Source organism: Rhizobium sp. SVR5-9E, from assembly GCF_056755095.1.
The window spans coordinates 184,962-209,382 of sequence record NZ_JBNDHS010000001.1 but is presented as its reverse complement, the minus strand read 5'-3'; the positions used below and the strand labels follow the sequence as shown (position 1 = coordinate 209,382).

Genomic DNA, 24,421 nt, shown 5'->3' with positions numbered 1-24,421 from the left:
TCAGCGGGCGCTCATTCGCAATGCGCCGTCGAGGCGGATGACCTCGCCGTTCAGCATGCTGTTCTCACATATATGGCGCACCAGGGCGGCAAATTCAGCGGGCCGGCCGAGACGAGACGGGAAGGGGACGCTCTTGCCAAGCGCCTCCTGAACCTCGTGTGGCATACCTGCCATCATCGGCGTCTCGAAGATGCCGGGAGCGATCGATACGACGCGTATGCCGTGGCGGGCGAGTTCGCGGGCAATCGGCAGCGTCATCGCCGCGATCCCGCCCTTGGAGGCGGAATAGGCGGCCTGCCCGACCTGTCCATCGAAGGCTGCAACCGAGGCCGTATTGACGATCACGCCACGCTCGCCCTCCGCGTCCGGTTCCTCTTGCTGGATGGCGGATGCGGCCAGCCGGATCATGTTGAAGGTGCCGACGAGATTGATGCCGATCGTCTGCGCAAAGCTCTCGAGCCGATGGGGACCGTCGCGCCCGATCACCTTTTCAGCCGGCGCTATGCCGGCGCAATTGATAAGCCCGCGCAGACCGCCAAATGCCTCGAGCGCGGCAGCGACGACATTTGCGCCATCCTCCGCGCTTGTGACGTCGGCATGAACGTAACGAACATCCGTACCGAGTTCCGCCGCGATCTTTTCACCGGCTTCGTCGTTGAGGTCGGCAATGACGACGCGGGAGCCGTCTGCGACCAGCATCCTCGCCGTCGCCGCGCCCAGGCCGGAGCCGCCGCCGGTGACGATAAAGCTTGCGCCACGGATCAACATGGATTTCCTCCCACAGCCCTAACATGCTCCTCTCATGCAGCGCCTAGGCCAGCTGCAGACGCTTGGCGCTGCAAATTGGCTCCTCCAGAATAGCACGGAGTCTATGTCGTCCCACTATTGCAAGCGATGACTAAACTGCTCCATAATTTCGGACAGTTTTGCCACACCGGGAGGCGGCAATGGCGGAAATCGAGAGGCGCATGATCGCGCCAGGATTTGTCGAGGAAGCGCTCGAAAGCCTCCGCCGGATGGGAAAGCCGGCGGAGGCTATGCTCGCCGCAATCGGCCTGCCGGAGAATGTCGACGAGCCCGTCTCGGCCGAAGTCTATGGCGCACTGTGGCTCGCGATCGCGGCCGAACTCGACGACGAATTCTTCGGGATGGGCGGACGTCCAATGCGCAGAGGAAGCTTCACCTTGCTCTGCCACTGCGTGCTGCATGCGCCGACGCTCGGCCACGCCTTGCGCCGGGCGCTGCGTTTCCTCAATATCGTGCTGGAGGATCCACGGGGCGAACTCGTCATCCGCGACGGGATGGCACAGATCGAACTCAGGGATGCCGGTCCGCCGCGCTCGGCTTTCGCCTATCGCACGTACTGGATCATTCTCCACGGGATCACCTGTTGGCTGGTTGGCCGCCGCATTCCGATCCGGCTGGTCGATTTCCGGTGCGACGAACCTCAACAAGGGGCCGATTACCGGCTCTTCTTCGGCGCGCCGGTTCGTTTCTCCCAGCCGATCAGTCGGCTTGGCTTCGACATCGCCATGCTTGACCTGCCGGTCTCACGCTCCGAGCAGGCACTGAAGCAATTCCTGCGCGGTGCGCCGGCGAACATTCTCGTGCGCTACCGCTACGATGCCGGGCTCGCTGCCAGCGTGCGCCGCAGGCTCGGCCGCGTGCCTCCGACTGCCTGGTCGAGTTTCGTGGACCTCGCGGCCGAAATGCGGATGCCGCCGTCCACGCTGCGCCACAGACTCGACGAGGAAGGCCAGAGCTATGCCGCCATCAAGGACGACATACGCCGCGACCTTGCCGTCGACATGCTGCTCAACACGTCGAAGACGGTCGGCGATATCGCAACACAGCTCGGCTACTCCGAACCCAGCGCCTTCTATCGCGCATTCCGCAAATGGATGTTCAAGAGCCCGGACGCCTTCCGCCGGGAGAGTAGAGTTGCGGTTAGCGGCTGAACACCTTCCGCCGGGACCTAGCGAATCAGAATCGCCCTGAAGTCATTGACGTTGGTGCCCGTCGGTCCGGTCTCAAAGAGATCGCCGATTGCTTGAAAGCCTGAATAGCTGTCGTTGGCGTCAAGCAGCCGGCGGGGATCGAGGCCTTGGGCACGCAGGCGTTTGACCGTGGAACCGTCGGCGAACGCGCCTGCATTGTCTTCCGAGCCGTCGATGCCGTCGGTATCGGCGGCCAGCAGATGGATGTCATGGCCGTCGATCGCCAGCGCTGCGGCGAGCGCGAATTCGCCGTTGCGTCCGCCCTTGCCGCCTTTGGCCCTCAGCGTAACGGTCGTCTCGCCGCCGGACAGGATGACCACCGGCTTCTCGAAGGGCCGGTTATGGCCAAGCACCTCGCGGGCGATCGCCGCATGCACCAGCGCGACGTCACGGGACTCGCCTTCGATCGAATCCGAGAGGATCACCGGCGTAATGCCCTGTGACCCCGCGAGCGCCGCGGCCGCCTCGAGCGAAACGCCGGCCGAGGCGATGATATGGTGCGTATGCCCGGCAAAGATCGGATCGTCCGCGCCAGGCGCATCGGCTTGCGGCGAGGCAAGATGGTTAAGGGCCGCCTGCGGTAATTTCAGTCCGTATTGGCGGACTATTTCCAAAGCGTCCTGCCGGGTCGAGCTGTCAGGAACGGTCGGGCCGGAGGCGACATGCGCAGGATTGTCGCCCGGGATGTCCGAAACGATCAGGCTGACAACGCGCGCCTTTGTGGCAGCGGCCAGCCGTCCGCCCTTGATCGTGGACAGATGCTTGCGCACAACGTTCATCGCCGAAATCGGCGCCCCCGAGGCAAGCAGCATCTCGTTCAGCGCAATCTCGTCGTCGAGGGTCAAGCCTTCGGGCGGCGCCGGCAGCAAGGCGGAGCCGCCGCCGCAGATCAGCGCGATCACCAGATCGTCCGGCGTCAGGTCCTTCGCCGCTTCCACCAGCCGCTTGGATGCGGCAAGGCCAGCGGCATCCGGCACCGGATGAGCAGCCTCGATGATCTCGATCGACTGCGTTTCGCAGCCATAGCCGTAACGTGTAACCACGACGCCATCGAGCGACCCGTCCCAGACGCTCTCAAGCGCGCGTGCCATCTGTGCGGCACCCTTGCCGGCGCCGATGACTACGGTGCGGCCTTTTGGCTTTGCGGGCAAATGCGCCTTGATACCGGTCAGCGGGTCGGCCGCCCGTACGGCCTCATGGAACAGGGACGACAAGAAGGTGCGGGGGGATGAAACAGTCACAAGAAATCTTCCGAATCTACATCGCCGGACAGCCGTGTGCGCCGGTACTCCTCAGCCAGCACCATTCAGAAGATCGACCGGTTGCGCAAGTCCGAGATTCGGGATTTTCGTTTTTCTGCGTCAAGAAGGTAGCCCCCGCGGGGCACGCCGTGGTGTGGAAAAGATGATCGTTGCCTTTTCCGTCCAAGCTTCCTATCGATAGTGCGATACGCATGCAGACGACCGACCGCTCAAGGAGGAGGAGTAGGGATGTCGCACTTCCTTTGCTGCGAATCTTCGCAACGCTGATTGCGCTTCCTCCCGCATTGTTGATCCTGAAGAGGCCAAGACATGAGCATCACTCTTTCCGGCAAGACAGTCCTGATCACGGCCGCAGCGCAGGGCATCGGCCGCGCCAGCGCGATTGCGTTCCATCAGGCCGGAGCAAAGGTCCACGCAACGGATATCAATACGGATGCGCTGGCAGCGCTTGCCGAAGAGACCGGCATATCGACGCACAAGCTCAATGTGCTGGACGAGGAGGCGGTGAAGGCGCTGGTCGCTGAAATCGGCGCCGTCGACGTGCTCTTCAATTGCGCTGGCTTCGTGCACGCCGGGTCCATTCTCGAAATGAAGGATTCGGATCTGGAATTCGCCTTCGATCTCAACGTCAAGGCGATGATCCGCACGATCCGCGCCGTGCTGCCCGGCATGTTGGAGCGGAAAGACGGGTCGATCATCAACATGGCTTCCGTCGCCTCCAGCATCAAAGGCGTGCCGAACCGCTTTGCCTACGGCGTCACCAAGGCCGCCGTGCTCGGTCTCACGAAATCGGTTGCCGCCGATTACGTGGCGAACGGCATCCGCTGCAACGCCATCTGCCCTGGTACCGTCGAAAGCCCGTCCCTGCAGGACCGCATGCGCGCGCAGGGTGACTATGAGACAGCGCGTGCCGCCTTCATTTCGCGCCAGCCGATGGGCCGTCTCGGCACGCCCGAAGAGATCGCCGATCTTGCCGTCTACCTCGCCGGTGCCACCTATACCAGCGGCCAGGCCTATTGCATTGACGGCGGCTGGACGATCTGATCGTCCGAGCCTCCGGGGGAGGAGCCCATGACCCGCATTACCGGCCTTCGTGTCTTTGATCTTCGCTTTCCGACCTCGCAGAGCCTCGACGGATCCGACGCGATGAACCCGGATCCCGACTATTCGGCGGCTTACGTCATTCTGGATACCGACGAGCCGCAGCTTTCAGGGCACGGTCTGACCTTCACCATCGGCCGCGGCAACGATATCTGCTGCATGGCGATCGAGGCGATGAAGCATCTGGTTCTCGGCGCGGACCTCGCTGAAATTCTCGCCCATCCGGGCAGATTCTGGCGCCATCTGACAAGCGACAGCCAGCTCCGCTGGATCGGGCCGGAAAAGGGCGCCATCCATCTTGCGACCGGGGCGGTGGTCAACGCGGTCTGGGATCTTCTTGCCAAGCAGGCCGGAAAACCGGTGTGGCGGCTCGTTGCGGAGATGAGTCCGGAAGAAATCGCCGACATCGTCGACTATCGTTACCTGACCGACGTTCTGACGCGTGACGAGGCTGTCGCGATCCTGAAACGTGCCGAGGCCGGCAAGGCGGAGCGGATTGCGACGCTCGAAAAGGAAGGCTACGCCTCCTACACGACATCCGCCGGCTGGCTCGGCTATGACGACGCGAAACTGCGCCGGCTCTGCCAGGAAGCGATCGACGCCGGTTTCAACCACGTGAAGATGAAGGTCGGCCGCGATCTTGCAGACGATATCCGCCGCCTGCGCATCGCCCGCGAGGTCATTGGACCGGATCGCTACCTGATGATCGACGCCAATCAGGTCTGGGAGGTCAGCCAAGCGATCGACTGGGTGAAGGAACTAGCGTTCGCCAAACCCTACTTCATCGAGGAACCAACCAGTCCCGATGATGTAGCCGGGCATCGGAAGATCCGCGAGGCGATCGGCCCGGTCAAGGTCGCGACCGGCGAGATGTGCCAGAACCGCATCATGTTCAAGCAGTTCATCGCCGAGGGCGCAATCGACATCGTGCAGATCGACTCCTGCCGTATGGGCGGGCTGAACGAGGTGCTGGCGGTGCTGCTCATCGCCGCCAAATACGGCCTACCGGTCTGGCCGCATGCGGGCGGCGTCGGCCTTTGCGAATATGTGCAGCACCTGTCGATGATCGACTATGTCGCTGTGTCCGGCACCAAGGAAGGCCGCGTGATCGAATATGTCGACCATTTGCACGAACATTTCCTCGATCCGTGCGTGATCAGGGACGCCGCCTATATGCCGCCTTCCAATCCCGGTTTTTCAATTGAAATGAAGGCGCAGTCGATCACCGACTACACCTTCAAGGGGTGATAGTTCAGGCTGCGCGCTGACCGGTGCCCTGAATAGCGGCGAGCTTCCAGTCGCCGCCATTCCTCCGAGTGAACGTCCAGACTTCGGTGCTCTCGCTCGGGTGGCTGTCGTCACCGGAGACGACGCGGCCGGTGTTGCGGTCGACCATCGCGTCGACCGACGAATAGCGCATGGCAAGCGTCGCATAGTCCTGATCGCCTTCGCGCCAGGCTTCGGCAATATCGCCCTGCAGCAGCTTGACGTCGGAGACGCTGTTGCGCACGCCATTGGTGGCGTTCTCGCCAAGCTCTTCTGCGAGATAGGACATGGCTTCGGGCGTCGTCAGCTTGCGGAGCATGCCGTAGTCCTCGGCGCCGTAGGCAGTCTGCACCTTGGTCAGCAGCTCTTCGAACTGGTCGAGATCGGCTTGTGTGAGCCCGATTTCATCGTTCGGCCGATTATTGCGCTGCTGCTGGTAGCCGCCGGCGCCGGAACCGATCGTGGGAATGCGAAACGACGAATTGTTGTTCGACGACATGTTGCTATAAGACGGACCGCCCCGGCCACTGGCTCCACCGTAGGACGGCTGGCGGCGATTGGCGAAGAAGCGCATGGCAAGCGTCACGGCGCCAAAGATCAGCGCGATCTGCAGCAGCATGCCGAGGAAACCGAAGCCGCCGCCGAATCCATGGCCGAGCAGCATGCCGAGCAGGCCACCGGCAATGAGGCCTCCGATCATCGAACGGCCGAAACCGCCGAACAGGCCACCCGGGCGCTGTGTGTTAAAAGGCTGTTGCGCAGTGGCGGGTGTCTGCGGACGCGGCGTCATCGAGCGTTCCATCGGCGCGGCCGGAGCCGGCGCGGTGCGCGTGACCGGCGGCGCTTGGAAAGTGCGCGTCCCGCGGCTGCCGAATCCACCGAAACCTCCGGCGCGGCGCGCCTCGGCGTCGCCATAGGCAGCAAAAATGGTAGCGCTCGTCAAAGCGGCGATAGCCACGAACTTGGCAAGACGCGAAACGGTACTCGGCATCTCATCTCCTCTCATGCCCAACCACGGCATGGTGCAATTCATACGGTGAAACTCATATAGGCGCTGGTTAGGCGATTTGAAGTTCTGCGACCGGACTTATTGGCAGACATCGACCCATTTGGCCCGGGTGAGTTCGGCCAGCCGCTCCGTCGAAATGCGAACAGCCGAGTTTGTCGAACCGGCGGCTGGCACCACTTCGTCGTAGCGTTTCAGCGAAATATCGCAATAGACTGGGATCGGCGCGGGTAGCCCGAAGGGGCAGACACCGCCGACCGGATGACTGGTCGCTGCCAGGACTTCCTCCGGTCCCAGCATCCGGCCTTTGCCGCCGAAGGCATCCTTGAATTTCCGGTTGTCGAGACGTGCCGTACCGCTTGCGACGACCAGCATCGTCTCTTCGCCGACCCGCAGGCAGATCGTCTTGGCGATCTGCGCAGGTTCGACGCCATGCGCTTCGGCCGCTAGCGCGACCGTCGAAGAGCTGCCGGTGGTTTCGATGATCTCAATGTCGGGTGCATGTGCGCCGAAAAAGGCGCGGACGGATTCGAAGCTCATGGACCGATGCTAAACCAGGAAGGGCAGGATTTGAACCCCCAGGAAAGCGACTCGCAATCAAGATATTTCAACCCGATTTCGAGCCGGGCGCACTTGCGATCGGGCTGGTTTTCTGAACCTCTTGTCGGGCGGAGCAGACGTTTGAGGGAGGAAGCCATGCGGCGCATCGATTGTCATATGCATTTCTGGACATTGGCGATGGAGCCCTACTATTCGCTCTGGATGTCGCCGGATGACAAAGTGCTGTACCGCGATTACGGGCCGCGCGATGCCCTTCCGCTGATGGAGAAGAACAATGTCGAGGGCGTCGTCCTCGTCTCCGCCGCGTCCTCTGTTCATGAAACCGGCTACCTTCTTGGTCTTGCCGATGGGCGCGATTTCGTCAGGGGGGTCGTTGCCTGGCTCGATCTCTTGGCGCCGACGGCCGCAGCCGACCTCGCCGGCTGGGCGCGCTTTCCGAAGCTGAAGAGCATCCGTCCCTACCTTCAGGACCTGCCGGAAGACGACTGGATCCTCAAGAAGGAGCTCGATCCCGCGTTCCGCGCCATGCTCGACCTCGGCCTGCGGTTCGACGCGCTGATCAAGCCGCGGCATATCCTCAACACGATCAGGTTCATCGAGCGTTATCCCGATCTGCCTGTCATCGTCGATCACATGGCCAAGCCTGAAATCGGAAGCGGCAACTTCGAGCCGTGGCGGCGCGACATGGAACGTTTCCGTGATCTTCGCCACGTCCATTGCAAGATCTCCGGGATCGTCACCGAGGATGGTCCGGACTGGACACCGGAGCGGCTTCAGCCCTATCTGGAGGCTGTCTTCGATATCTTCGGTTCAGATCGGCTCGTCTTCGGAAGCGACTGGCCCGTTGTCAATCTCGTTGCGGACTACAGCCGCTGGATCGAGACCCTCGGCAATGCCATGAAGAACCTGAGTGCTGCCGACCAGCAGAAGATCTGGGCATCGAACGGCGAACGCTTCTACGGGCTCTGAGCCGCCTGAAAGGAATTCGGGCTAGTTCGACGTCTTTCTCAGCATACCCTCGTAGATGCCCTTGTCGGGCGCGGGAATTTCGATGGCGCCGGCTGTCTTCGCATAGAAATCGACGGGGCCGGCGTCGCCGATGATGGCATAGGCATACCCAAGGGTTTTCATGGTCTGGAGGCAGGCGGAAAAGAGCGCGAGGCCGATGCCCTTGCCGCGGGCGGCGCTATCGACGCCGGTCGGACCAAAGAAACCACGGGCGGTGGCGTCGTAGCAGGCAAAGCCGAGCAATTTACCGTTTTCAACCGCGATCAGGCAGGCGATGGGCTGACGCGAAAAGGCAACATTGCATTCGCTCGCCCAGTCCTCGCTGAAGTTCAGCCGCACCCAGTCGACGACGATATGCAGCTCCGGAGGAAGAGCCGGCCGAATGGTCACGCCAGCCGCTTCGGCCTTCTGCTTTAGCTCATCGAGCTTGTTGGAATACAAGCTCACCAGCAGGTCTGCCACCTCAAGCCCTCCCGAATAGACGTCTTTCAACGAGATTGATTTTGCTGCACACGGCTTGTCAACAGTCCCTGAGTCGAGCAGGTGCAGCAAAAAAAGCAAAAAGGCGGACCGGCTTTCGCCGACCCGCCTTGTAAGGCGATGCGCTTCGCTTCTAGCCCTGCATGTAAGGCCAGACTTCCAGGGTGCCGCGATACATCATGTCGAGCGCGACATAGAGGATGATCAGCAGGCCAATATAGGCGATCCAGCGGTGGCGGTTGAGCAAGCGCGCGACGAGATTTGCCGCGATGCCCATCAGGGCGATCGAAAGTACAAGTCCAACGATCAGAACGGTCGGATGCTCGCGAGCGGCGCCGGCAACGGCCAATACATTGTCCAGAGACATCGACACGTCGGCGATGACGATCTGGCTCGCGGCCTGCATGAAGGTTTTCTTGTATTTCGGGGCCGCTCCTTCATCGAGGGTCTCGTCGACGCTTCCATGCTGCGAGCGAAGCTCGCGCCACATCTTCCAGCAGACCCAGAGCAGGAGCAGGCCACCGGCCAGCAATAGGCCGACGATATTCAGGAGTTGAACCGTGACCGATGCAAAAGCAACACGCAGTACGGTGGCTGCCAGAATGCCGACCAGAATGGCCTTCTTGCGCTGTTCGGCCGGCAGGCCGGCCGCAGCAAGGCCGATGACGACGGCGTTATCGCCGGCAAGAACAAGATCGATCGCGATGACTTGCAGGAGCGCAGCCAAACCCGCGGCAGTAAAAATTTCCATAGAAAACGTCCCCCGATGCTTTCGAGAAGCCGTGCTAGTGTCCTCGGCACGTCGCGTCAACCCACGAATGACACGAGCTGGGATAAATGCGGCACCCGAGGCGCTCACTGTCCCCAGGGGTCCAAGAAGATGTCAGTGCTTCAGCCTGATGATGATCTCGCGGTACTCATCGGCAATGGCGACGGCTGCTTTCGCAACCACCGGACTGATCGAATTATGATCAATTGCCAGGCGGCAGGTCTCGAAAATACCCCGCAGTTCGTGCTCAATATCGGAAAGATGAGGATATTTCTGAACCAGAAGGTGCGGCAGCGCTTTGGCCTTTTCCTTCATGGGTTTGCTTTCATCAGGGAACTGCGATGGGTCAGCGATCACTTCGCGAATCGCATCTTCGAGACGCCAGGTTGCGCCAATCATCTCTGTGACCGATACCATGATAGCCCTCCGTGTCGAAGCAGCGATAGATGTACCAGGGGCTCAACGCAATCCTTGTGCCAGATTGACGATGCAGTACCTAGCAAGTGCGGTGACGGATCAAAGCGCCGCACGCTTGTCGAATCGGGCGACTCGGGAAAGCAGAAAATCAACTTCCGCCTTTGCTTTCTCTGAAATGCCGCCGGTGGGTTTACGCTGCGCGTCGCTGGCGATCGCCCCGCGCCGCTGCAGGACATATTTGCGTACGGCAAGACCGACGCCCTGTTGCTGCTCGTAGCGAACAAGCGGCAGGTGGGCATCAAAGAGATCGTGCGCCGCATCGCGCTTGCCAGCCTGCTGGAGATTGACGACGTCGACCAGCATGTCCGGGAAGGCATAGCCCGTCATCGCGCCATCGGCGCCGCGTTCCATCTCGAAATCGAGAAACAGCCCACCATTGCCGCAAAGGATCGAGATATCCCGCATGTCGCCAGCCTTTTGCGCCGTGCGCAACCGCGAAATCTTCTCAAGTCCCGGCCAGTCCTCGTGCTTGAGCATGACGCAGGATGTGTGATTGTTGACGATCTTCTGGATAACGCCGGGCGTCATGACGACGGTGAGTGTCAGCGGGTAATCCTGGATGACGAAGGGAATGTCTTCGCCGATCGCCTCGACCGCCTGAGCATAATAGCCGATAATTTGGTCGTCGGTCCGCAGCGATGGCGGCGGGGCGATCATCACCCCTGCAGCGCCGAGATCCATCGCGCCGCGGGCCAGTGAGCGCATTGCCGCGAAGCCTGGCGCAGACACGCCGACGATCACCGGAACGCCTGCGCGCTTGACGACCTGCCGGGTGATCGCAAGCGATTCCTCCGGCTCGAGCTTCGGCGCTTCGCCCATGATGCCGAGAATCGTAAGCCCGGTGACGCCGCAGCCAAGATAGAAATCGGTGAGCCGATCGACCGATACCGTATCCAGCCGCCCATCCGGATGAAAGGGCGTCGCGGCAATGGCATAGACGCCCGTGGCTGTGTGATCGAGTCTCATGTGCACCTCCCTCGTTCGGCCGAAACTTAGGCGGACTCGTACTTCCGATCAAATTGAAATGCACCGTTTGCACAGCGATTTGGCATCCGACACGAGGGGCGATGTTGCAGGCTCCGCCACCCGCGTCTAAGACAAATGCGAGTTCACCCATCTGGATTTTCTTCATGTTCGAGATTTTATGGCGCGGCATCGCAATGGGGATCGGCGCGACGATCCTCATGGATATCTGGGCAATCATCCTTTCCGGCGTTTTCGGCCAGCCCGCTTCCAACTGGGCGCCTGTCGGGCGCTGGTTTTGGCATCTCGGTCGCGGCAAGGTGTTTCACGACGCAATTGCAGATGCGAAGCCCTATGAACATGAACTGGCGCTGGGATGGATCGGCCACTATGCGATCGGCATCATCTACGGCCTTGTTCTTGCGGTTATCATGGGTCCATCGTGGCTGGCGGCGCCGACCTTCATCCCTGCCTGGATTCTCGGCATTGTCACCGTGGGCGCCGGTTGGTTCCTGCTGCAGCCGGGCCTTGGTCTCGGCCGGGCCGCGTCGAAGAGGCCGAACCCGAACAAGGTGCGCGCGCTCAACCTGATTGCGCACACGGTCTTCGCGATCGGGCTCTACGGCACGGCTCTCATGATCCGCTGAGAGCAGCGCGAGACCGCAAGGAGACTACGTGAGACATATCTACGTTATCGGCATTGGAACCGGAAACCCGGAGCATGTGACCATTCAGGCGATCAACGCGATGAATGCCGCCGATCTTATTTTCATTCCCACGAAGGGTGCGAAGAAGGAGGAGCTTGCAGAAGTCCGGCGCGAAATCTGCGAGCGATATGTCCAGCGGGCTGCCGGAAAGACGGTCGAGTTCGCCGTACCGGTGCGCGAGACGAAGGATCGCAGCTATGTGCAAAGCGTCGATGACTGGCATGCCGCGATCGCTGCGACGTATCTCGGCCTGATCGGCCGCCTGCCGGAAAACGGATCGGCGGCCTTTCTCGTGTGGGGCGACCCGAGCCTTTATGACAGCACGTTGCGCATCCTGGAACGCGTGCGGGCCAAGGTAGAATTCGCGATCACCGTCATCCCGGGCATTACCAGCATTCAGGCGCTTGCAGCGAGCCACCGCATTCCGGTCAATCTCGTCGGCAAGCCGGTGGAGATCACGACCGGCCGAAGACTTGCCGAAGAGGGGCTGAAGGCGGAAAGTACGGTCGTGATGCTCGACGGCATACAGGCCTTCGCGAAGATCGACGATGCGGATGCGGAGATTTTCTGGGGAGCCTACCTCGGCACCAAGGATGAAATCATCCGTGCCGGGCGGCTTGGCGATGTCGCCGACGATATCGTACGAACGCGGGCGGAAGCGCGCGAGCGGCACGGCTGGATCATGGACATTTACCTGCTCCGCAAAGGCCGCGACTTCGAGTGATAGGGCCGGCGCTTTGCCGCGTCCCCCATCCTGTAAGGACATGGGATGAAAGGATGAGCCATGGGCTTTGCCGGCGAAAGACAGATCGAAATGGATGAGCGCACCGCCGCACCGTCGGGCTTGCGGCGAGGCGCCTGTCCGACGCTGGCTGCTCCGATGGTGACCGGCGACGGTCTGCTCGTCAGGCTGCGACCCGCCGGCGGTGCGCTGTCGCTGGCACAATTCAAGGCGCTGGCGGCTTCCGCCGCGGCAAACGGCAATGGCCTTCTGGAAATCACCGCTCGCGGGAATCTGCAGATCCGCGGGCTGCGGACCGAGAGCGTCGAGCAACTTGCAGCCGATATCGATGCTGCCGGGATCATCGTCCCGGCCGGTCCGGCTATCGAGCTCTCACCGCTGCATGGCATCGATCCAAGTGAGGCCGGCAATGCCGCCGCCATGGAAGCGCAGTTGCGGGGTGAGCTTAGCGCCGCACTCTCTTCCCCGCGCCTTGCGCCGAAACTTTCCATCGTCGTTGACGGCGGAGGGCGTTTCGGCCTGTCCGGTCTTGCGGCGGATATCCGCGCTGTAGCTATGGACGACGGCCGCTGGCTGGTTGCGATCGACGGCGATGCGATGATGGCACAGCCCGTTTCCGTCGGCTCGGCGAATGACGCCGTCCGTGCGATAGGACAATTACTGGAGACGCTGGCGGAAGCCGGTCTGCACGCGCGAGCGCGCGATATAAGAACGGCTGTCTTGCAAGAGGCGTTCCCGGCAAGGGCAGCGCATTTCGCGGCCCCGCCGCAGGCAGAAATGCCGTGGCCCGGAACGCATGAGCTCGCCGATGGCAGCTTTACGCTCGGCCTCAGGCCACGCTTTGGTCAGATGCAGGCAGTTGACCTTTCAGCCCTTCTGCAAGAGGCGGAGAGATTGGGGGGCGCCGAGATTCGGCTGGCGCCCCGCCGGTTGTTATTTGTCACGGGCTTGGAAGCCGAGAATGCAAAGAAGCTGCAGGTGGCCTCAACGAGGCACGGTTTCAGCTCCGATCCCAGCGAGGCATCTTCAAATATTGCCGCCTGTGCCGGCGTAGGAGCCTGCGCCTCGGGTCTCTATGAAACGCGGGGACTGGCGCAGGATCTGTCGCAGCGGGCGGCGGTCCTCCTCGACGGATCGCTGACGGTTCATCTTTCAGGCTGTGCGAAGGGGTGCGCTCATCCGCGGCCAGCGCTGACGCTCACCGGAATGCCTGGCGGTTATGGTATTGTCCTCAATGGGCGTGCGAATGACAGGCCGGACGTAACGATTGCTGGCGGCGAGATTAATTTGGCTATAGAGAAGCTCGCCCGGCTTATCGGGAAGAACAAGAGCGCTGGCGAATCGGCGGCTGCCTGCCTCGCACGGCTTGGCGCCCCGGCAATTGCGGCGGCGCTCAGACAGGAATAGGAATGCCAGACTACGATTATATCCGCAGCGGCGACGCGATCTATGAGCGCTCTTTCGCGATCATTCGCAGCGAAGCCGATCTTTCGCGCTTTTCGCCGGACGAGGCCGAGGTCGCCGTGCGCATGATTCACGCCTGCGGGATGGTGGAAGCGGCTGCACACTTCGAGTTCTCCCCGGATTTCGTGAATGCCGCGCGCGGCGCCTTGCAGAAAGGCGCCCCGATTTTCTGCGATGCGGAGATGGTGGCCCATGGCGTCACGCGCGCCCGGCTGCCGGCGAAGAATGACGTGGTCTGCACGCTGCGCGATCCGCGCACGCCGGAATTGGCCCAGGCGAGCGGCAACACGCGTTCGGCGGCCGCCATCGATCTCTGGCTCGATCGGCTGGCGGGCAGCGTTGTTGCCATCGGCAATGCCCCGACGGCACTTTTCTACCTGCTCGAACGGCTGCGCGACGGTGCGCCAAAACCGGCTGCGATCATTGGCATGCCGGTCGGCTTCGTCGGCGCCGCCGAATCCAAGGATGCGCTAGCGGAGAATTCCTATGGCGTGCCGTTTGCCATCGTTCGCGGCCGTCTCGGCGGCAGCGCGATGACGGCCGCCGCAATCAACGCGCTGGCGAGGCCCGGACTATGACAGGACCGGGCCGTCTCATCGGCGTCGGCACCGGTCCAGGCGACCCGGATCTGCTGACAATCAAGGCCGCCAAGGCAATCGAAGCCGCGGACGTCATTGCCTATTTCGCCAAGCAGGGCAGGGGAGGCAACGGCCGGGCGATCGTGCAGCACCTGATCCAGCCCAGCGCCGAGCTGTTGCCGCTCTATTATCCGGTGACCACCGAGATCGATAAGGGTGACGCGCTCTACCAGAGCCAGATCACCGCCTTTTACGATGCGTCGGCTGTTGCGGTGGCAGCGTGTCTCGACGCGGGAAAAACGGTCGTGATCCTGAGCGAGGGCGATCCGATGTTTTACGGTTCCTACATGCATCTGCATGTGCGGCTTGCCGATCGCTATGCGGCCGAGGTGATCCCCGGCATCAGCGCCATGTCCGGCTGCTGGTCTCTCGCCGGCATGCCGATCGTTCAGGGCGACGACGTGCTTTCCGTGCTGCCGGGCACGATGGCTGAGGCGGAATTGACGCGGCGGCTCGGGGATACCCAGGCAGCCGTCATCATGAAGGTCGGCCGGAATCTTCCGAAGATCCGCCGTGCGCTGGAGGCGGCCGGGCGCCTCGGCGAAGCCGTCTATGTCGAGCGCGGCACGATGGCGAACTCGGCGATGCTGAAGCTCGCGGAACGACCGGACGGCGAGGCGCCGTATTTCTCGCTGGTACTTGTGCCCGGCTGGGAGGCGAACCGATGAGCGGCATCCTGTTTGTGATCGGCACCGGCCCGGGCAATCCGGAGCAGATGACTCCGGAAGCACATTCCGCCATTTCTGCATCCACCGATTTCTTCGGTTACGGTCCCTATCTCGATCGGCTGCATCTTGGCGCTCATCAGCAGCGCCATGCCTCCGATAATCGCGAGGAGTTGGATCGGGCGAGCGCGGCACTGACGATGGCGGCAGGCGGGCGCAAGGTCTGCGTTGTCTCCGGCGGCGATCCGGGCGTTTTCGCTATGGCGGCCGCCGTCTGCGAGGCAATCGACACAGGCCCGGCGGAATGGCGCTCCGTCGAGCTCGTCGTCGTGCCGGGGATCACGGCGATGCTTGCGGTCGCTGCGCGCGTCGGTGCGCCGCTCGGTCACGATTTCTGCGCGATCTCGCTGTCGGACAATCTGAAGCCCTGGGATATCATCGAAAAGCGCCTGGCCTTGGCTGCGAAGGCCAGCTTTGTCATCGCCCTGTATAACCCGATCAGCAAGGCGCGGCCCTGGCAGCTCGGCAAGGCTCTTGAGCTGCTTCGCACGCAGCTGCCGCTGCAGACGCCGGTGATCTTCGGCCGCGCGGTCGGACGTCCGGACGAGCAGATAGCAGTCAAGCCGCTCGGCGATGCGCGGGCAGACCTTGCGGACATGGCCACCTGCATCATCGTCGGCTCACCGGAAACGCGGATCATTTCCGGTGGCGGCAAGCCCGCAATTGTCTACACACCGCGTTCCATCGCCGGAGGAAAGAGGTGATCGATCGCGCCGAGCGCTTCGTCGACAGTCTCAACCGTCATGACGGCAGGCGCGGCTGCGCGGGCGACGATAAACACCTCGATGCCGAGATCCCGGGCTGCCTCGATCTTCGCATAGGTCGCCGCTCCGCCGCTATTCTTTGCGACGATCGCATCGATGCGGTGTCGCTTGAGAAGTGCAATCTCGCTGTCGAGATCGAAGGGGCCGCGCTCGAGAATGTACTCCACGTTCGGGACATCAAGCGGCGGGGTGACCGGATCGACGCTGCGAACGAGGTAGGAGTGCTGCGGCGCCGCTTCCGCGCAATGCGCCTCCTGACGTCCGGTCGCCAGAAGGACGCGGCGGGCGGCAGCACCAAGCGCGGTGATCGCCTGGGGAATGCTGTTGGTCACGACCCAGTTGTCGCCCGACTGCTGAGCCCATTCGGGGCGGCGGAGCGCAAAGGCGGCTATGCCGGAAAGGCGCGCGGCCTCTTCGGCGTTGGAAGAGATGCGAGTGGCGAAGGGATGCGTCGCATCGACAAGAAGGTGAAATTTGCCGTCGCGCAGAAAGGATGCGAGGCCTTCCGCGCCACCGAATCCTCCGATGTGAACAGGAACAGGCTGACTGGACGGTTTTTCGGTGCGACCTGCGAGCGACAGCAGGATGGTGAAACCAGGCTTTTCGGACAGCGCCTGCGCCAAACCGCGCGCTTCGCTCGTTCCACCCAATATCAGTACGCGGATGTTTGCCATGTCTGATATGCCCAGCCATTCCATGAAACCATGGTTGACCATTATCGGCATCGGCGAGGACGGTCCAGACGGTCTTGGCGATGAGGCGAAGCGGCTGATAGTCGCCGCGCCCGCCGTCTTCGGAGGCGCGCGGCATCACGCGCTAATGGACAATCTGATCAAAGGCGAGCGGCTTGCCTGGCAAAGCCCGTTCGAGAGATCGGTTGAAGCGATCCTCGCCCGACGCGGGACGCCGGTCGTCGTGCTGGCATCCGGCGATCCGTTTCTTTACGGCGTTGGCGCGACACTCTCGCGGCATATGGATGCGAACGAGGTGCACACCATTCCGGCACCTTCCGCCTTCAGCATGGCTGCATCGCGTCTCGGCTGGCCCTTGCAGGAGACCGCATGCATCTCGCTGCACGGGCGTCCGCTCGATCTCATCCGGCCGCATCTGCATTCCGGGCGACGCATCATCGCACTCACTTCTGACGGAAACGGACCGTGTGAACTGGCGGCGCTTCTCACAAATCTTGGCTTCGGCCAGTCCCGCATCACCGTTCTGGAAGCGCTTGGCGGCGAGCGCGAGCGCATCCGGCACACGTCGGCACAGGATTTCCGGCTGACGGACATCAATCCGCTCAATGTTTGCGCCGTCGAGGCCATCGCGGGGGAAGGCGCCCGCGTTCTGCCTTTCGCGCCCGGGTTGGACGACGAGCTCTTCGAGCACGATGGACAGATCACCAAGCGCGAAATCCGCGCTGTGACGCTGTCGGCGCTTGCGCCGCGCCATGGCGAACTGTTGTGGGATATCGGCGCGGGCTCGGGGTCGGTTGCCATTGAATGGATGCTCTGCGACCCTTCACTGAAGGCAATCGCCATCGAGCAATCGCCCGAACGCGCTGCGCGGATCGCCCGCAACGCTTCAGCATTCGGTGTGCCGGCGCTTGCGGTTGTCGAGGGAATTGCGCCCGCCGCTCTGAACGGACTGCCGGAGCCGGATGCAATATTCGTTGGCGGAGGCGGCAGCGAGCCAGGCGTCATGGAAGCGGCGATCGCGTCGCTCAAAAGCGGCGGTCGGCTGGTCGCCAATGCGGTGACGCTGGAGATGGAGGCCGCGCTGCTGGCGGAGCAGGCGAAACGCGGCGGCTCCCTGACACGCTTCGAAATATCACGCGCCGCCCCGCTCGGCGAAATGAGCGGCTGGCGCCCGGCGATGCCGGTAACGCAATGGCGCTGGATCAAGGATTGAAGGATGACGGTTCATTTCATTGGAGCAGGGCCCGGCGCGGCCGATCTCATCACTGTTCGCGGACGCGACCTCATCGGCAGATGTCCGGTCTGCCTCTATGCCGGATCGATCGTATCGCCTGAACTGCTGCAATATTGCCCGCCCGGCGCCCGCATCGTCGACACCGCGCCAATGTCGCTTGATGAGATCGAGGCGGAATATCTGCGTGCCGCAAGCGCCGGCGAGGACGTGGCACGCCTGCATTCCGGCGATCTTTCGGTCTGGAGCGCGGTTGCCGAACAGGTGCGGCGACTGGAAAGGCACGGCATTGCCTATACGATGACGCCGGGCGTTCCGGCCTTTGCCGCCGCCGCCGCCGCGCTCGGACGCGAACTGACGATACCGGCCGTCGCGCAAAGCCTGGTGCTCACCCGCGTCTCCGGCCGCGCCTCGCCGATGCCGAACGAGGAAACGCTCTCGAAATTCGGGGCGACAGGCTCGACGCTCGCAATCCATCTCGCGATTCACGCGTTGAAGCAGGTCGTCGACGAGCTGACGCCGCTTTACGGTGCGGATTGCCCTGTCGCGATCGTCGTCAAGGCGTCTTGGCCGGATGAACGCATCCTGCGCGGCACGCTCGGCGACATCGAAACGAAGGTCATGGCAGAGCCGATCGAGCGCACAGCGATCATCTTCGTTGGCCCATCGCTCGCCGCCAGCGATTTCCGCGAAAGCTCGCTTTACGATCCGGCCTATCAGCGCCGGTTCCGGGGCAGGCAATAACGATTCGTTTGGGGTTTTTTGCGACGGCAAGACACTGGTCGTTTCGTCGCGGATTTACGGCGGTAAACACCGGAGGACTCAAATCGGAGCGATTCGCAAGGGCAATCTTGCTCGCCGCTGGCATGGTGCCTTCTCGCCCGGATTGGCTCAGCTATGGGCGAATTGCGCCACCAGCTCGTGTCTATCGCCGGGATAGGTGAGCTTCACATGCGTGATCTGGAGGCTGCCGCTATGGGTGGTGCGCTCGATGACGAGGCAGGCGCTGCCTGCCGGGATCGCAAGTGCCGCGGCAATACTGGTCTTGGCGGACTCGGCGCGGATGCGATGCTCCGCAGCGCTCCACGGCACCTTGCCAAGCAACCAGCTTCCCGGGGAAGCCTCTTTGAAACTCTCATCGACAGCTTCCGGAACGGCCGCGAGGTTGATCAGTCTTTCCTCATGGCAGAATGGCCGGTCGCCGGCGAAATGGTCGCAGATGACTTCCAGAACCGAAGCGGATGGGGGCAGCGCGAGGCGCCCATGGTCCTCGCGTCTAAACCGGCGTTTCTTGCGGCTGACGATGCGATAGCGATAAGGCAGTCCGAGCGCCTGAACTTCGCGCCTGAGGTCGTGAATTTCCATGACGGCGGACTGGACATGGGGGAAACTCACATAGCTGCCGGCCTTCCGTCGCCTCTCGATCAGGCCTTTCTTGACGAGATCGGTCAGCGCCTTGTTCACCGTCATGCGCGAGCAGCTGTACACGACGGTCAGTTCGTGTTCGAACGGAATCCGGTGGCCCGGCGGCCATTCGCCCGAGAGAATCCGCTTTTCGACATCGTTCAAGATGCGCAGGTGCAGCGGCATATCTCCCATAGCCGGCTCCTTCCTATCCATGTGCCGCCGCGGCGATCGCTTCGCTTCTGATCTCTTCGGTCAGCTTCAGACGGAGCGCGGAGAATTCCGGGCTGGCCTTGACGGTGTAATGGCGCGGATGCGGCAGATCGACCGGCGTGATCGATTTGATGCGCCCCGGCCGCGCCGTCATCGTCACGACCCGCGAGGCCATGAAGACCGCTTCCTCGATATCGTGCGTAACGAAGATGACGGTCTTCTGCTCTCGCTCCCAGATGCCGAGCAAGAGTTCCTGCATCAGGCCGCGCGTCTGGTTGTCGAGCGCACCGAAGGGCTCGTCGAGCAGCAATATTTTCGGGTTGTTGGCAAGCGCTCGGGCAATCGCCGTGCGTTGCTGCATTCCGCCGGAAAGCTGCTTCGGCCAATGGTTCTCGAAACCGCGAAGGCCGACTTTGTCGATGTAGCTATCGACGATCTCCTTCTTTTCCTTTTCCGGGACGCCCTTCTCGCGCAGGCCGAAACCAACATTGTCGCGCACCGTCAGCCAGGGGAAAAGCGTATAGGACTGGAAGACCATGCCGCGGTCCGCGCCTGGTCCTTTGACCTCGCGGCCTTCCAAGGTCACAGTTCCGGTCGTCGGCCTGTCGAGCCCGGCAATGATGCGCAGGAGCGTCGATTTTCCGCAGCCGGACGGACCGAGAATGGTGACGAAGTCGTTGCGCGGAATATCGAGATCGGTCGGCTGCAACGCGAGCGTCGGCTTGCCGCCGCGCACGCCGGGAAAGGTGCGGCTCACGCCTTTGATGACGAGTTCACTCATGCGAGCCTCCAGGCGAAGAGCCGTCGATTCACCCATTTGAAGGCAAAATCCGAGACGAGGCCGATGAGGCCGATGACGATGATTCCGAAGATGATCTGCCCCGTCGCGAGCAGCGCCTGGCTGTTGATGATCATATAGCCAATCCCGGACGAGGCGCCGATGAGCTCGGCGACGATCACATAGGTCCAGGCCCAGCCGAGGACGAGACGCAGCGTTTCGGCGATGTCAGGAGCGCTCGCAGGAATGAGCACGCGGCGGACAACGCCGCTATCCTTGGCGCCGAGTGTATAGGCTGCCTCGACGAGGTCGCGGCGGGTGTTGGAAACGGAGACGGCGACCATCAGCACGATCTGGAAAACAGCGCCGATGAAGATAACGAGAAGCTTCTGCGTCTCACCGATCCCCGCCCAAAGGATCAGCAATGGCACGAAGGCGGAGGCGGGGAGATACCGCGCAAAAGAGACGAAGGGCTCGAGCAGCGCTTCGACCGGCTTATACGCGCCCATGATGATGCCGAGCGGTACGGCGACGAGCGCGGAGAGAATGAAACCGCCGACCACACGCCAGATCGTCATGCCGATGTCGAAAAGGAAGCCCTGGTTGACGAGCAGATCGTAGCCGTCCTGCACCATGGTGATCGGATCGGCGAGGAAGGTCTCGGAGACATAGCCCCCAAGCGTCGCATAGCCCCAGGCGAGGAAGAAAATGACGAAGAACAGCAGGCCGAAAAGTAACCGGCTGCGGGCACCGATGGGTTGAAGAGGATGCATGCCGCGCCCTTGCTAGAAAAAGGAGGAGCGCCTGGATGGTCCATGGCGCTCCGTCAAATGTGTGCGAATTACTTGATGAATGACGGGTCGGCGAGCGTCGAGAGGTCCGGCTTCGCCTTGATGACGCCTGCCTGCAGCAGCAGATCGGCAGCTTCCTCGTTGAAGCTCTTGAAGGTCGTATCGAAGAATTGCTGCGCTGCGGCCTTGTCCTGCCATTCGAGATAGGCGGCGGATTCGCCGAATTCCTTGCCCGACTGCTTCACGTCCTTGCCCATGATCTCATAGGACTTGTCCTTGTCCGTCTTGATCATCTCAAGCGCGTCGTAATAGCTGGCGGCGAGTGCCTTGGCGGCTTCCGGATTGTCCTTCAGGAACGCCTTGGTGCAGCCGAAGGTGTCCATGACGGCAGGATAATCGAGCGTGGTCGCGATGATCTTGCCTTTGTCCGGAGCGCTGCGGACGCTGGAAAGGTACGGCTCATAGGTGACGGCCGCATCGTTCTGGCCGGCAAGCAGCGCCTGCGCGGCCGGGCCGGGCTCCATGTTCACGACCTTCACGTCCTTCATGCTCAGCCCGTTCTTGGCAAGGATGAAGGCGAGCAGGAAATAGGGCGAGGTGCCGGGCGCGGAAGCAGCCACGGACTTGCCCTTGAGATCGGAAATCTTCTCGATGCCCGGCTTTGCGGCGATGCCATCGGCCCCGTGCGAAACATCGAGCTGGAAGATCTGCGTGGTCGCCACGCCGGCCGCATTCCAGACAATCCAGGTTTCGACGGTGGTCGCCGCGCATTGTATATCGCCGGATGCCAGCGCCAGGTGACGGCTCGCCTGTGGAACCTTGACGATGTTCACGTCAAGGCCGTGCTTCTTGAAAATTCCGGCTTCCTTGGCAAGCGTCAGCGGCGCAAAGCCCGTCCAGCCGGAAATGCCGATGGAGACCTTGGTCTCAGCCGCCTGTGCGGCGCTGCCTGCGATGAGAGCGGCGATAGCCGCAGCAATAATCGATCTTTTTTTCATGTCCGATGTTCCCTGCTCTTAGTTTGGGCATGTGGCGGTTCTGCCTTTTTATTGAACCATATAGGCACGCCCATTTTCTTTTGTCTATACAAATATCGAGGGAATTTCAGGCCGGGGCTACGTCTGCCGGATGTGGATCAAATAGCAAATGGCATGGCCTTGAAGTGCCAGCGTCACAGGGTGGCGGGCTTCGATTTTCAGAGCATCGTTTTCGCTCAGTATTCCCGTTTCACCGCCATATGTGCAGGTGACCGTCCCACCCCGGCAGAGCAATAGCGTCGTTCCGCTGGCGGCCGTCCCGCCCCAGTCACCGTCGATCATGTGTCGTTCGACATCATGCACAAGGCGGCCGCGCCGCGTCATGACATTGAGATCGGTGATCGGGCCGTTGGCAAGCGTTGCCATGACCGGCACATCGGCAGCAAAGGCGAGGGGCTGGCTCGACTGGGTCAGGGAGACAGGCTTCTGGCCTGTGATTGCAAGCGACATGCCGTTGCCGGAGAGGATCGAGAGGGTACGGTCGATGCCGGGAAAGATCGAAAAAGGGCCGTCCGCGGCAACGGTCGCCATGCTGATCCGCCAGTCGAAATCAGCAAGGGCCGCATCCTGCGGAGCAACGGCGATTTCTACCGTCTCGCCGCCGCCGTTCTTCCAAGGCATGCGCTTGTGATCGGCGGCGCGCAAGATCTTCATGCGTTCAATTCCCGAGAATCCCTGGCAATCGCAGGCCCTTTTCCCTGGCGCAATCGATCGCGATGTCGTAGCCCGCGTCGGCATGGCGCATGACGCCGGTTGCCGGATCGTTCCAGAGGACACGTTCGACGCGGCGCGCGGCATCATCCGTGCCGTCGCAGCAAATGACCATGCCCGAATGCTGGGAGAAGCCCATGCCGACGCCGCCGCCGTGATGCAGCGACACCCAGGTCGCGCCCGACGCCGTGTTGAGAAGAGCGTTCAGCAGCGGCCAGTCGGAGACGGCGTCCGAGCCGTCCTTCATGGCTTCCGTCTCGCGGTTCGGCGAAGCGACGGAGCCGGAATCGAGGTGATCGCGGCCGATGACGATCGGCGCCGTCAACTCGCCGTTCTTCACCATCTCGTTGAAGGCGAGGCCGAGACGGTGGCGGTCGCCGAGACCGACCCAGCAGATGCGCGCCGGCAGGCCCTGGAAGGAAATGCGCTCGCGCGCCATGTCGAGCCAGTTGTGGAGGTGCTTGTTATCAGGAAGCAGTTCCTTCACCTTGGCGTCGGTCTTGTAGATATCCTCCGGATCGCCGGAGAGCGCGGCCCAGCGGAACGGGCCGATGCCGCGGCAGAAGAGCGGGCGGATATAGGCCGGCACGAAACCGGGGAAGGCAAAGGCGTTCTCGAGGCCTTCGTCCTTGGCAACCTGGCGGATGTTGTTGCCGTAATCGAGCGTCGGAACACCTGCATCCCAGAAGGCGACCATGGCCTCGACATGCTGTTTCATCGATGCGCGGGCGGCGGCTTCGACGGCCTTCGGATCGCTCTCGCGCTTGGCCTTGGCCTCTTCGACGGTCCAGCCGGCCGGCAGGTAGCCATTGCGAGGATCATGCGCGGAGGTCTGGTCGGTGACGATATCCGGGCGCGGGCCGCCGGCCTTCATGCGCCGGACCAGTTCGGGGAAGATCTCCGCAGCATTGCCGAGCAGGCCGACGGACTTGGCTTCACCGGCCTTGGTCCACTTGTCGATCAGCGCCAGCGCCTCATCCAGCGTCTTTGCCTTTTCATCGACATAGCGGGTGCGGATACGGAAATCGATGCGGGTTTCGTCGCATTCAACGGCGAGGCAGCAGGCGCCTGCCATGACGGCTGCGAGCGGCTGCGCGCCGCCCATGCCGCCAAGGCCACCGGTTAGTATCCACTTACCTTTGAGGTTGCCGCCAAAGTGCTGGCGTCCCGCCTCGACGAAGGTCTCGTAGGTGCCCTGAACGATTCCCTGGGTGCCGATATAGATCCACGAACCGGCCGTCATCTGGCCGTACATCGCAAGGCCCTTCTTATCGAGTTCGTTAAAATGATCCCATGTCGCCCAGTGGGGCACGAGGTTGGAATTGGCGATCAGAACGCGGGGTGCATCCTTATGCGTGCGGAAAACTCCGACCGGCTTGCCGGATTGAACGAGCAGCGTCTCCTCTTCCGTGAGCGTCTTCAAGGTCGCAACGATGCGGTCGAAATCCTCCCAGGTGCGGGCAGCGCGGCCGATGCCCCCATAGACCACCAGTTCGTTCGGATTTTCCGCGACGTCCGGATCGAGATTGTTCATCAGCATGCGCAGCGGCGCCTCGGTCATCCAGCTCTTGGTGTTGAGCTCGGGTCCGCGCGGCGCCCGGATTTCGCGGATGTTGTGACGGGGATTGCTCATC

At 62.2% G+C, this 24,421-nt stretch carries 27 protein-coding genes; 12 read left to right on the top strand and 15 right to left on the bottom strand.

Annotation, left to right across the window (positions count from 1 at the left end; all coding sequences use genetic code 11):
* The gene (locus ACPYOJ_RS00945) at window positions 1-768 is read right to left on the bottom strand and encodes a 3-hydroxyacyl-CoA dehydrogenase (RefSeq protein ID WP_481414557.1); all 768 of its coding nucleotides are present in this window, start codon (window positions 766-768) and stop codon (window positions 1-3) included.
* A 179-nt stretch (window positions 769-947) separates the two neighbouring features.
* Here ACPYOJ_RS00945 and ACPYOJ_RS00940 point away from each other — a divergent pair, with 179 nt between their 5' ends.
* On the top strand, window positions 948-1,958 hold the full coding sequence (locus ACPYOJ_RS00940; protein WP_481414556.1) for an AraC family transcriptional regulator: 1,011 nt from the start codon (window positions 948-950) through the stop codon (window positions 1,956-1,958).
* A gap of 17 nt (window positions 1,959-1,975) precedes the next feature.
* Here the strand turns inward: ACPYOJ_RS00940 and ACPYOJ_RS00935 are convergent, their stop codons facing one another.
* Window positions 1,976-3,238 carry a glycerate kinase type-2 family protein gene (locus ACPYOJ_RS00935; protein WP_481414555.1) on the bottom strand — a complete coding sequence of 421 codons (1,263 nt, stop codon included), beginning with the start codon at window positions 3,236-3,238 and terminating at the stop codon, window positions 1,976-1,978.
* A gap of 330 nt (window positions 3,239-3,568) precedes the next feature.
* On the opposite strand from ACPYOJ_RS00935, the gene ACPYOJ_RS00930 reads away from it, so the two are divergent.
* Window positions 3,569-4,303 carry an SDR family oxidoreductase gene (locus ACPYOJ_RS00930; RefSeq protein WP_481414554.1) on the top strand — a complete coding sequence of 245 codons (735 nt, stop codon included), beginning with the start codon at window positions 3,569-3,571 and terminating at the stop codon, window positions 4,301-4,303.
* Window positions 4,304-4,330: 27 nt separating this feature from the next.
* Window positions 4,331-5,608 carry an L-fuconate dehydratase gene (locus ACPYOJ_RS00925; RefSeq protein ID WP_481414553.1) on the top strand — a complete coding sequence of 426 codons (1,278 nt, stop codon included), beginning with the start codon at window positions 4,331-4,333 and terminating at the stop codon, window positions 5,606-5,608.
* A gap of 4 nt (window positions 5,609-5,612) precedes the next feature.
* On the opposite strand, the gene ACPYOJ_RS00920 is transcribed toward ACPYOJ_RS00925, so the two are convergent.
* Window positions 5,613-6,617, bottom strand: a complete 1,005-nt coding sequence (locus ACPYOJ_RS00920) for a Tim44 domain-containing protein (RefSeq protein WP_481414552.1) — start codon at window positions 6,615-6,617, stop codon at window positions 5,613-5,615.
* Between the two features lie 96 nt (window positions 6,618-6,713).
* Entirely contained in the window at window positions 6,714-7,172 is a 459-nt protein-coding gene (locus tag ACPYOJ_RS00915) for a YbaK/EbsC family protein (RefSeq protein ID WP_168829857.1), read from the bottom strand.
* Between the two features lie 156 nt (window positions 7,173-7,328).
* Here ACPYOJ_RS00915 and ACPYOJ_RS00910 point away from each other — a divergent pair, with 156 nt between their 5' ends.
* A complete protein-coding gene (locus tag ACPYOJ_RS00910; protein ID WP_481414551.1) occupies window positions 7,329-8,162 on the top strand; it encodes an amidohydrolase family protein in 834 nt (277 codons plus the stop codon).
* Window positions 8,163-8,183: 21 nt separating this feature from the next.
* On the opposite strand, the gene ACPYOJ_RS00905 is transcribed toward ACPYOJ_RS00910, so the two are convergent.
* From ACPYOJ_RS00905 to ACPYOJ_RS00890, 4 genes are all read right to left on the bottom strand, one after another.
* Window positions 8,184-8,663, bottom strand: coding sequence for a GNAT family N-acetyltransferase (locus tag ACPYOJ_RS00905; RefSeq protein ID WP_481414550.1), 480 nt, complete (start codon window positions 8,661-8,663; stop codon window positions 8,184-8,186).
* A gap of 151 nt (window positions 8,664-8,814) precedes the next feature.
* Complete coding sequence (locus ACPYOJ_RS00900) at window positions 8,815-9,432, bottom strand: TerC family protein (RefSeq protein ID WP_481414549.1); 618 nt, start codon at window positions 9,430-9,432, stop codon at window positions 8,815-8,817.
* A gap of 132 nt (window positions 9,433-9,564) precedes the next feature.
* Window positions 9,565-9,849, bottom strand: coding sequence for a hypothetical protein (locus ACPYOJ_RS00895; protein ID WP_481414548.1), 285 nt, complete (start codon window positions 9,847-9,849; stop codon window positions 9,565-9,567).
* Between the two features lie 117 nt (window positions 9,850-9,966).
* Window positions 9,967-10,893, bottom strand: coding sequence for a dihydrodipicolinate synthase family protein (locus ACPYOJ_RS00890; protein WP_481414547.1), 927 nt, complete (start codon window positions 10,891-10,893; stop codon window positions 9,967-9,969).
* Between the two features lie 164 nt (window positions 10,894-11,057).
* Between ACPYOJ_RS00890 and ACPYOJ_RS00885 the strand changes: the two genes are divergently transcribed.
* The 6 genes from ACPYOJ_RS00885 to ACPYOJ_RS00860 all read left to right on the top strand — a co-directional run bounded on the left by ACPYOJ_RS00885 (window position 11,058) and on the right by ACPYOJ_RS00860 (window position 15,870).
* On the top strand, window positions 11,058-11,537 hold the full coding sequence (locus ACPYOJ_RS00885) for a DUF2938 domain-containing protein (RefSeq protein ID WP_481414546.1): 480 nt from the start codon (window positions 11,058-11,060) through the stop codon (window positions 11,535-11,537).
* A 28-nt stretch (window positions 11,538-11,565) separates the two neighbouring features.
* On the top strand, window positions 11,566-12,321 hold the full coding sequence (gene cobF, locus ACPYOJ_RS00880; RefSeq protein ID WP_481414545.1) for a precorrin-6A synthase (deacetylating): 756 nt from the start codon (window positions 11,566-11,568) through the stop codon (window positions 12,319-12,321).
* A gap of 90 nt (window positions 12,322-12,411) precedes the next feature.
* Entirely contained in the window at window positions 12,412-13,746 is a 1,335-nt protein-coding gene (gene cobG / locus ACPYOJ_RS00875; protein ID WP_481414630.1) for a precorrin-3B synthase, read from the top strand.
* A 2-nt stretch (window positions 13,747-13,748) separates the two neighbouring features.
* A complete protein-coding gene (locus ACPYOJ_RS00870; protein WP_481414544.1) occupies window positions 13,749-14,381 on the top strand; it encodes a precorrin-8X methylmutase in 633 nt (210 codons plus the stop codon).
* A complete protein-coding gene (locus tag ACPYOJ_RS00865; protein WP_481414543.1) occupies window positions 14,378-15,109 on the top strand; it encodes a precorrin-2 C(20)-methyltransferase in 732 nt (243 codons plus the stop codon). The genes ACPYOJ_RS00870 and ACPYOJ_RS00865 overlap by 4 nt, the downstream gene beginning before the upstream one ends.
* Complete coding sequence (locus ACPYOJ_RS00860) at window positions 15,106-15,870, top strand: precorrin-3B C(17)-methyltransferase (protein WP_481414542.1); 765 nt, start codon at window positions 15,106-15,108, stop codon at window positions 15,868-15,870. Before ACPYOJ_RS00865 ends, ACPYOJ_RS00860 begins: the two co-directional genes overlap by 4 nt.
* Here ACPYOJ_RS00860 and ACPYOJ_RS00855 read toward each other — a convergent pair.
* Complete coding sequence (locus ACPYOJ_RS00855; protein ID WP_481414541.1) at window positions 15,834-16,604, bottom strand: cobalt-precorrin-6A reductase; 771 nt, start codon at window positions 16,602-16,604, stop codon at window positions 15,834-15,836. The genes ACPYOJ_RS00860 and ACPYOJ_RS00855 overlap by 37 nt on opposite strands.
* Between ACPYOJ_RS00855 and cbiE the strand changes: the two genes are divergently transcribed.
* Together cbiE and cobM are read left to right on the top strand one after the other, a co-directional pair.
* Complete coding sequence (gene cbiE / locus ACPYOJ_RS00850; protein WP_481414540.1) at window positions 16,603-17,835, top strand: precorrin-6y C5,15-methyltransferase (decarboxylating) subunit CbiE; 1,233 nt, start codon at window positions 16,603-16,605, stop codon at window positions 17,833-17,835. The two genes, ACPYOJ_RS00855 and cbiE, sit on opposite strands and share 2 nt — an antisense overlap.
* 3 nt (window positions 17,836-17,838) lie before the next feature.
* Window positions 17,839-18,597, top strand: a complete 759-nt coding sequence (cobM, locus tag ACPYOJ_RS00845) for a precorrin-4 C(11)-methyltransferase (RefSeq protein ID WP_481414539.1) — start codon at window positions 17,839-17,841, stop codon at window positions 18,595-18,597.
* Window positions 18,598-18,744: 147 nt separating this feature from the next.
* Here the strand turns inward: cobM and hutC are convergent, their stop codons facing one another.
* The 6 genes from hutC to hutU all read right to left on the bottom strand — a co-directional run bounded on the left by hutC (window position 18,745) and on the right by hutU (window position 24,420).
* Window positions 18,745-19,443 (bottom strand): histidine utilization repressor, encoded by a 699-nt coding sequence (gene hutC / locus ACPYOJ_RS00840; RefSeq protein WP_481414629.1) that lies wholly within the window; start codon window positions 19,441-19,443, stop codon window positions 18,745-18,747.
* Window positions 19,444-19,465: 22 nt separating this feature from the next.
* Window positions 19,466-20,251 (bottom strand): ABC transporter ATP-binding protein, encoded by a 786-nt coding sequence (locus ACPYOJ_RS00835; protein WP_481414538.1) that lies wholly within the window; start codon window positions 20,249-20,251, stop codon window positions 19,466-19,468.
* Window positions 20,248-21,021 carry an ABC transporter permease gene (locus ACPYOJ_RS00830; RefSeq protein ID WP_481414537.1) on the bottom strand — a complete coding sequence of 258 codons (774 nt, stop codon included), beginning with the start codon at window positions 21,019-21,021 and terminating at the stop codon, window positions 20,248-20,250. Before ACPYOJ_RS00830 ends, ACPYOJ_RS00835 begins: the two co-directional genes overlap by 4 nt.
* A gap of 68 nt (window positions 21,022-21,089) precedes the next feature.
* Complete coding sequence (locus ACPYOJ_RS00825; RefSeq protein WP_481414536.1) at window positions 21,090-22,037, bottom strand: ABC transporter substrate-binding protein; 948 nt, start codon at window positions 22,035-22,037, stop codon at window positions 21,090-21,092.
* A gap of 117 nt (window positions 22,038-22,154) precedes the next feature.
* Entirely contained in the window at window positions 22,155-22,730 is a 576-nt protein-coding gene (locus tag ACPYOJ_RS00820; RefSeq protein ID WP_481414535.1) for a HutD/Ves family protein, read from the bottom strand.
* Between the two features lie 4 nt (window positions 22,731-22,734).
* Window positions 22,735-24,420: a urocanate hydratase gene (gene hutU / locus ACPYOJ_RS00815; protein ID WP_481414534.1), complete on the bottom strand. Its 1,686-nt coding sequence runs from the start codon at window positions 24,418-24,420 to the stop codon at window positions 22,735-22,737.
* Between the last annotated feature and the right edge of the window lies 1 nt (window position 24,421).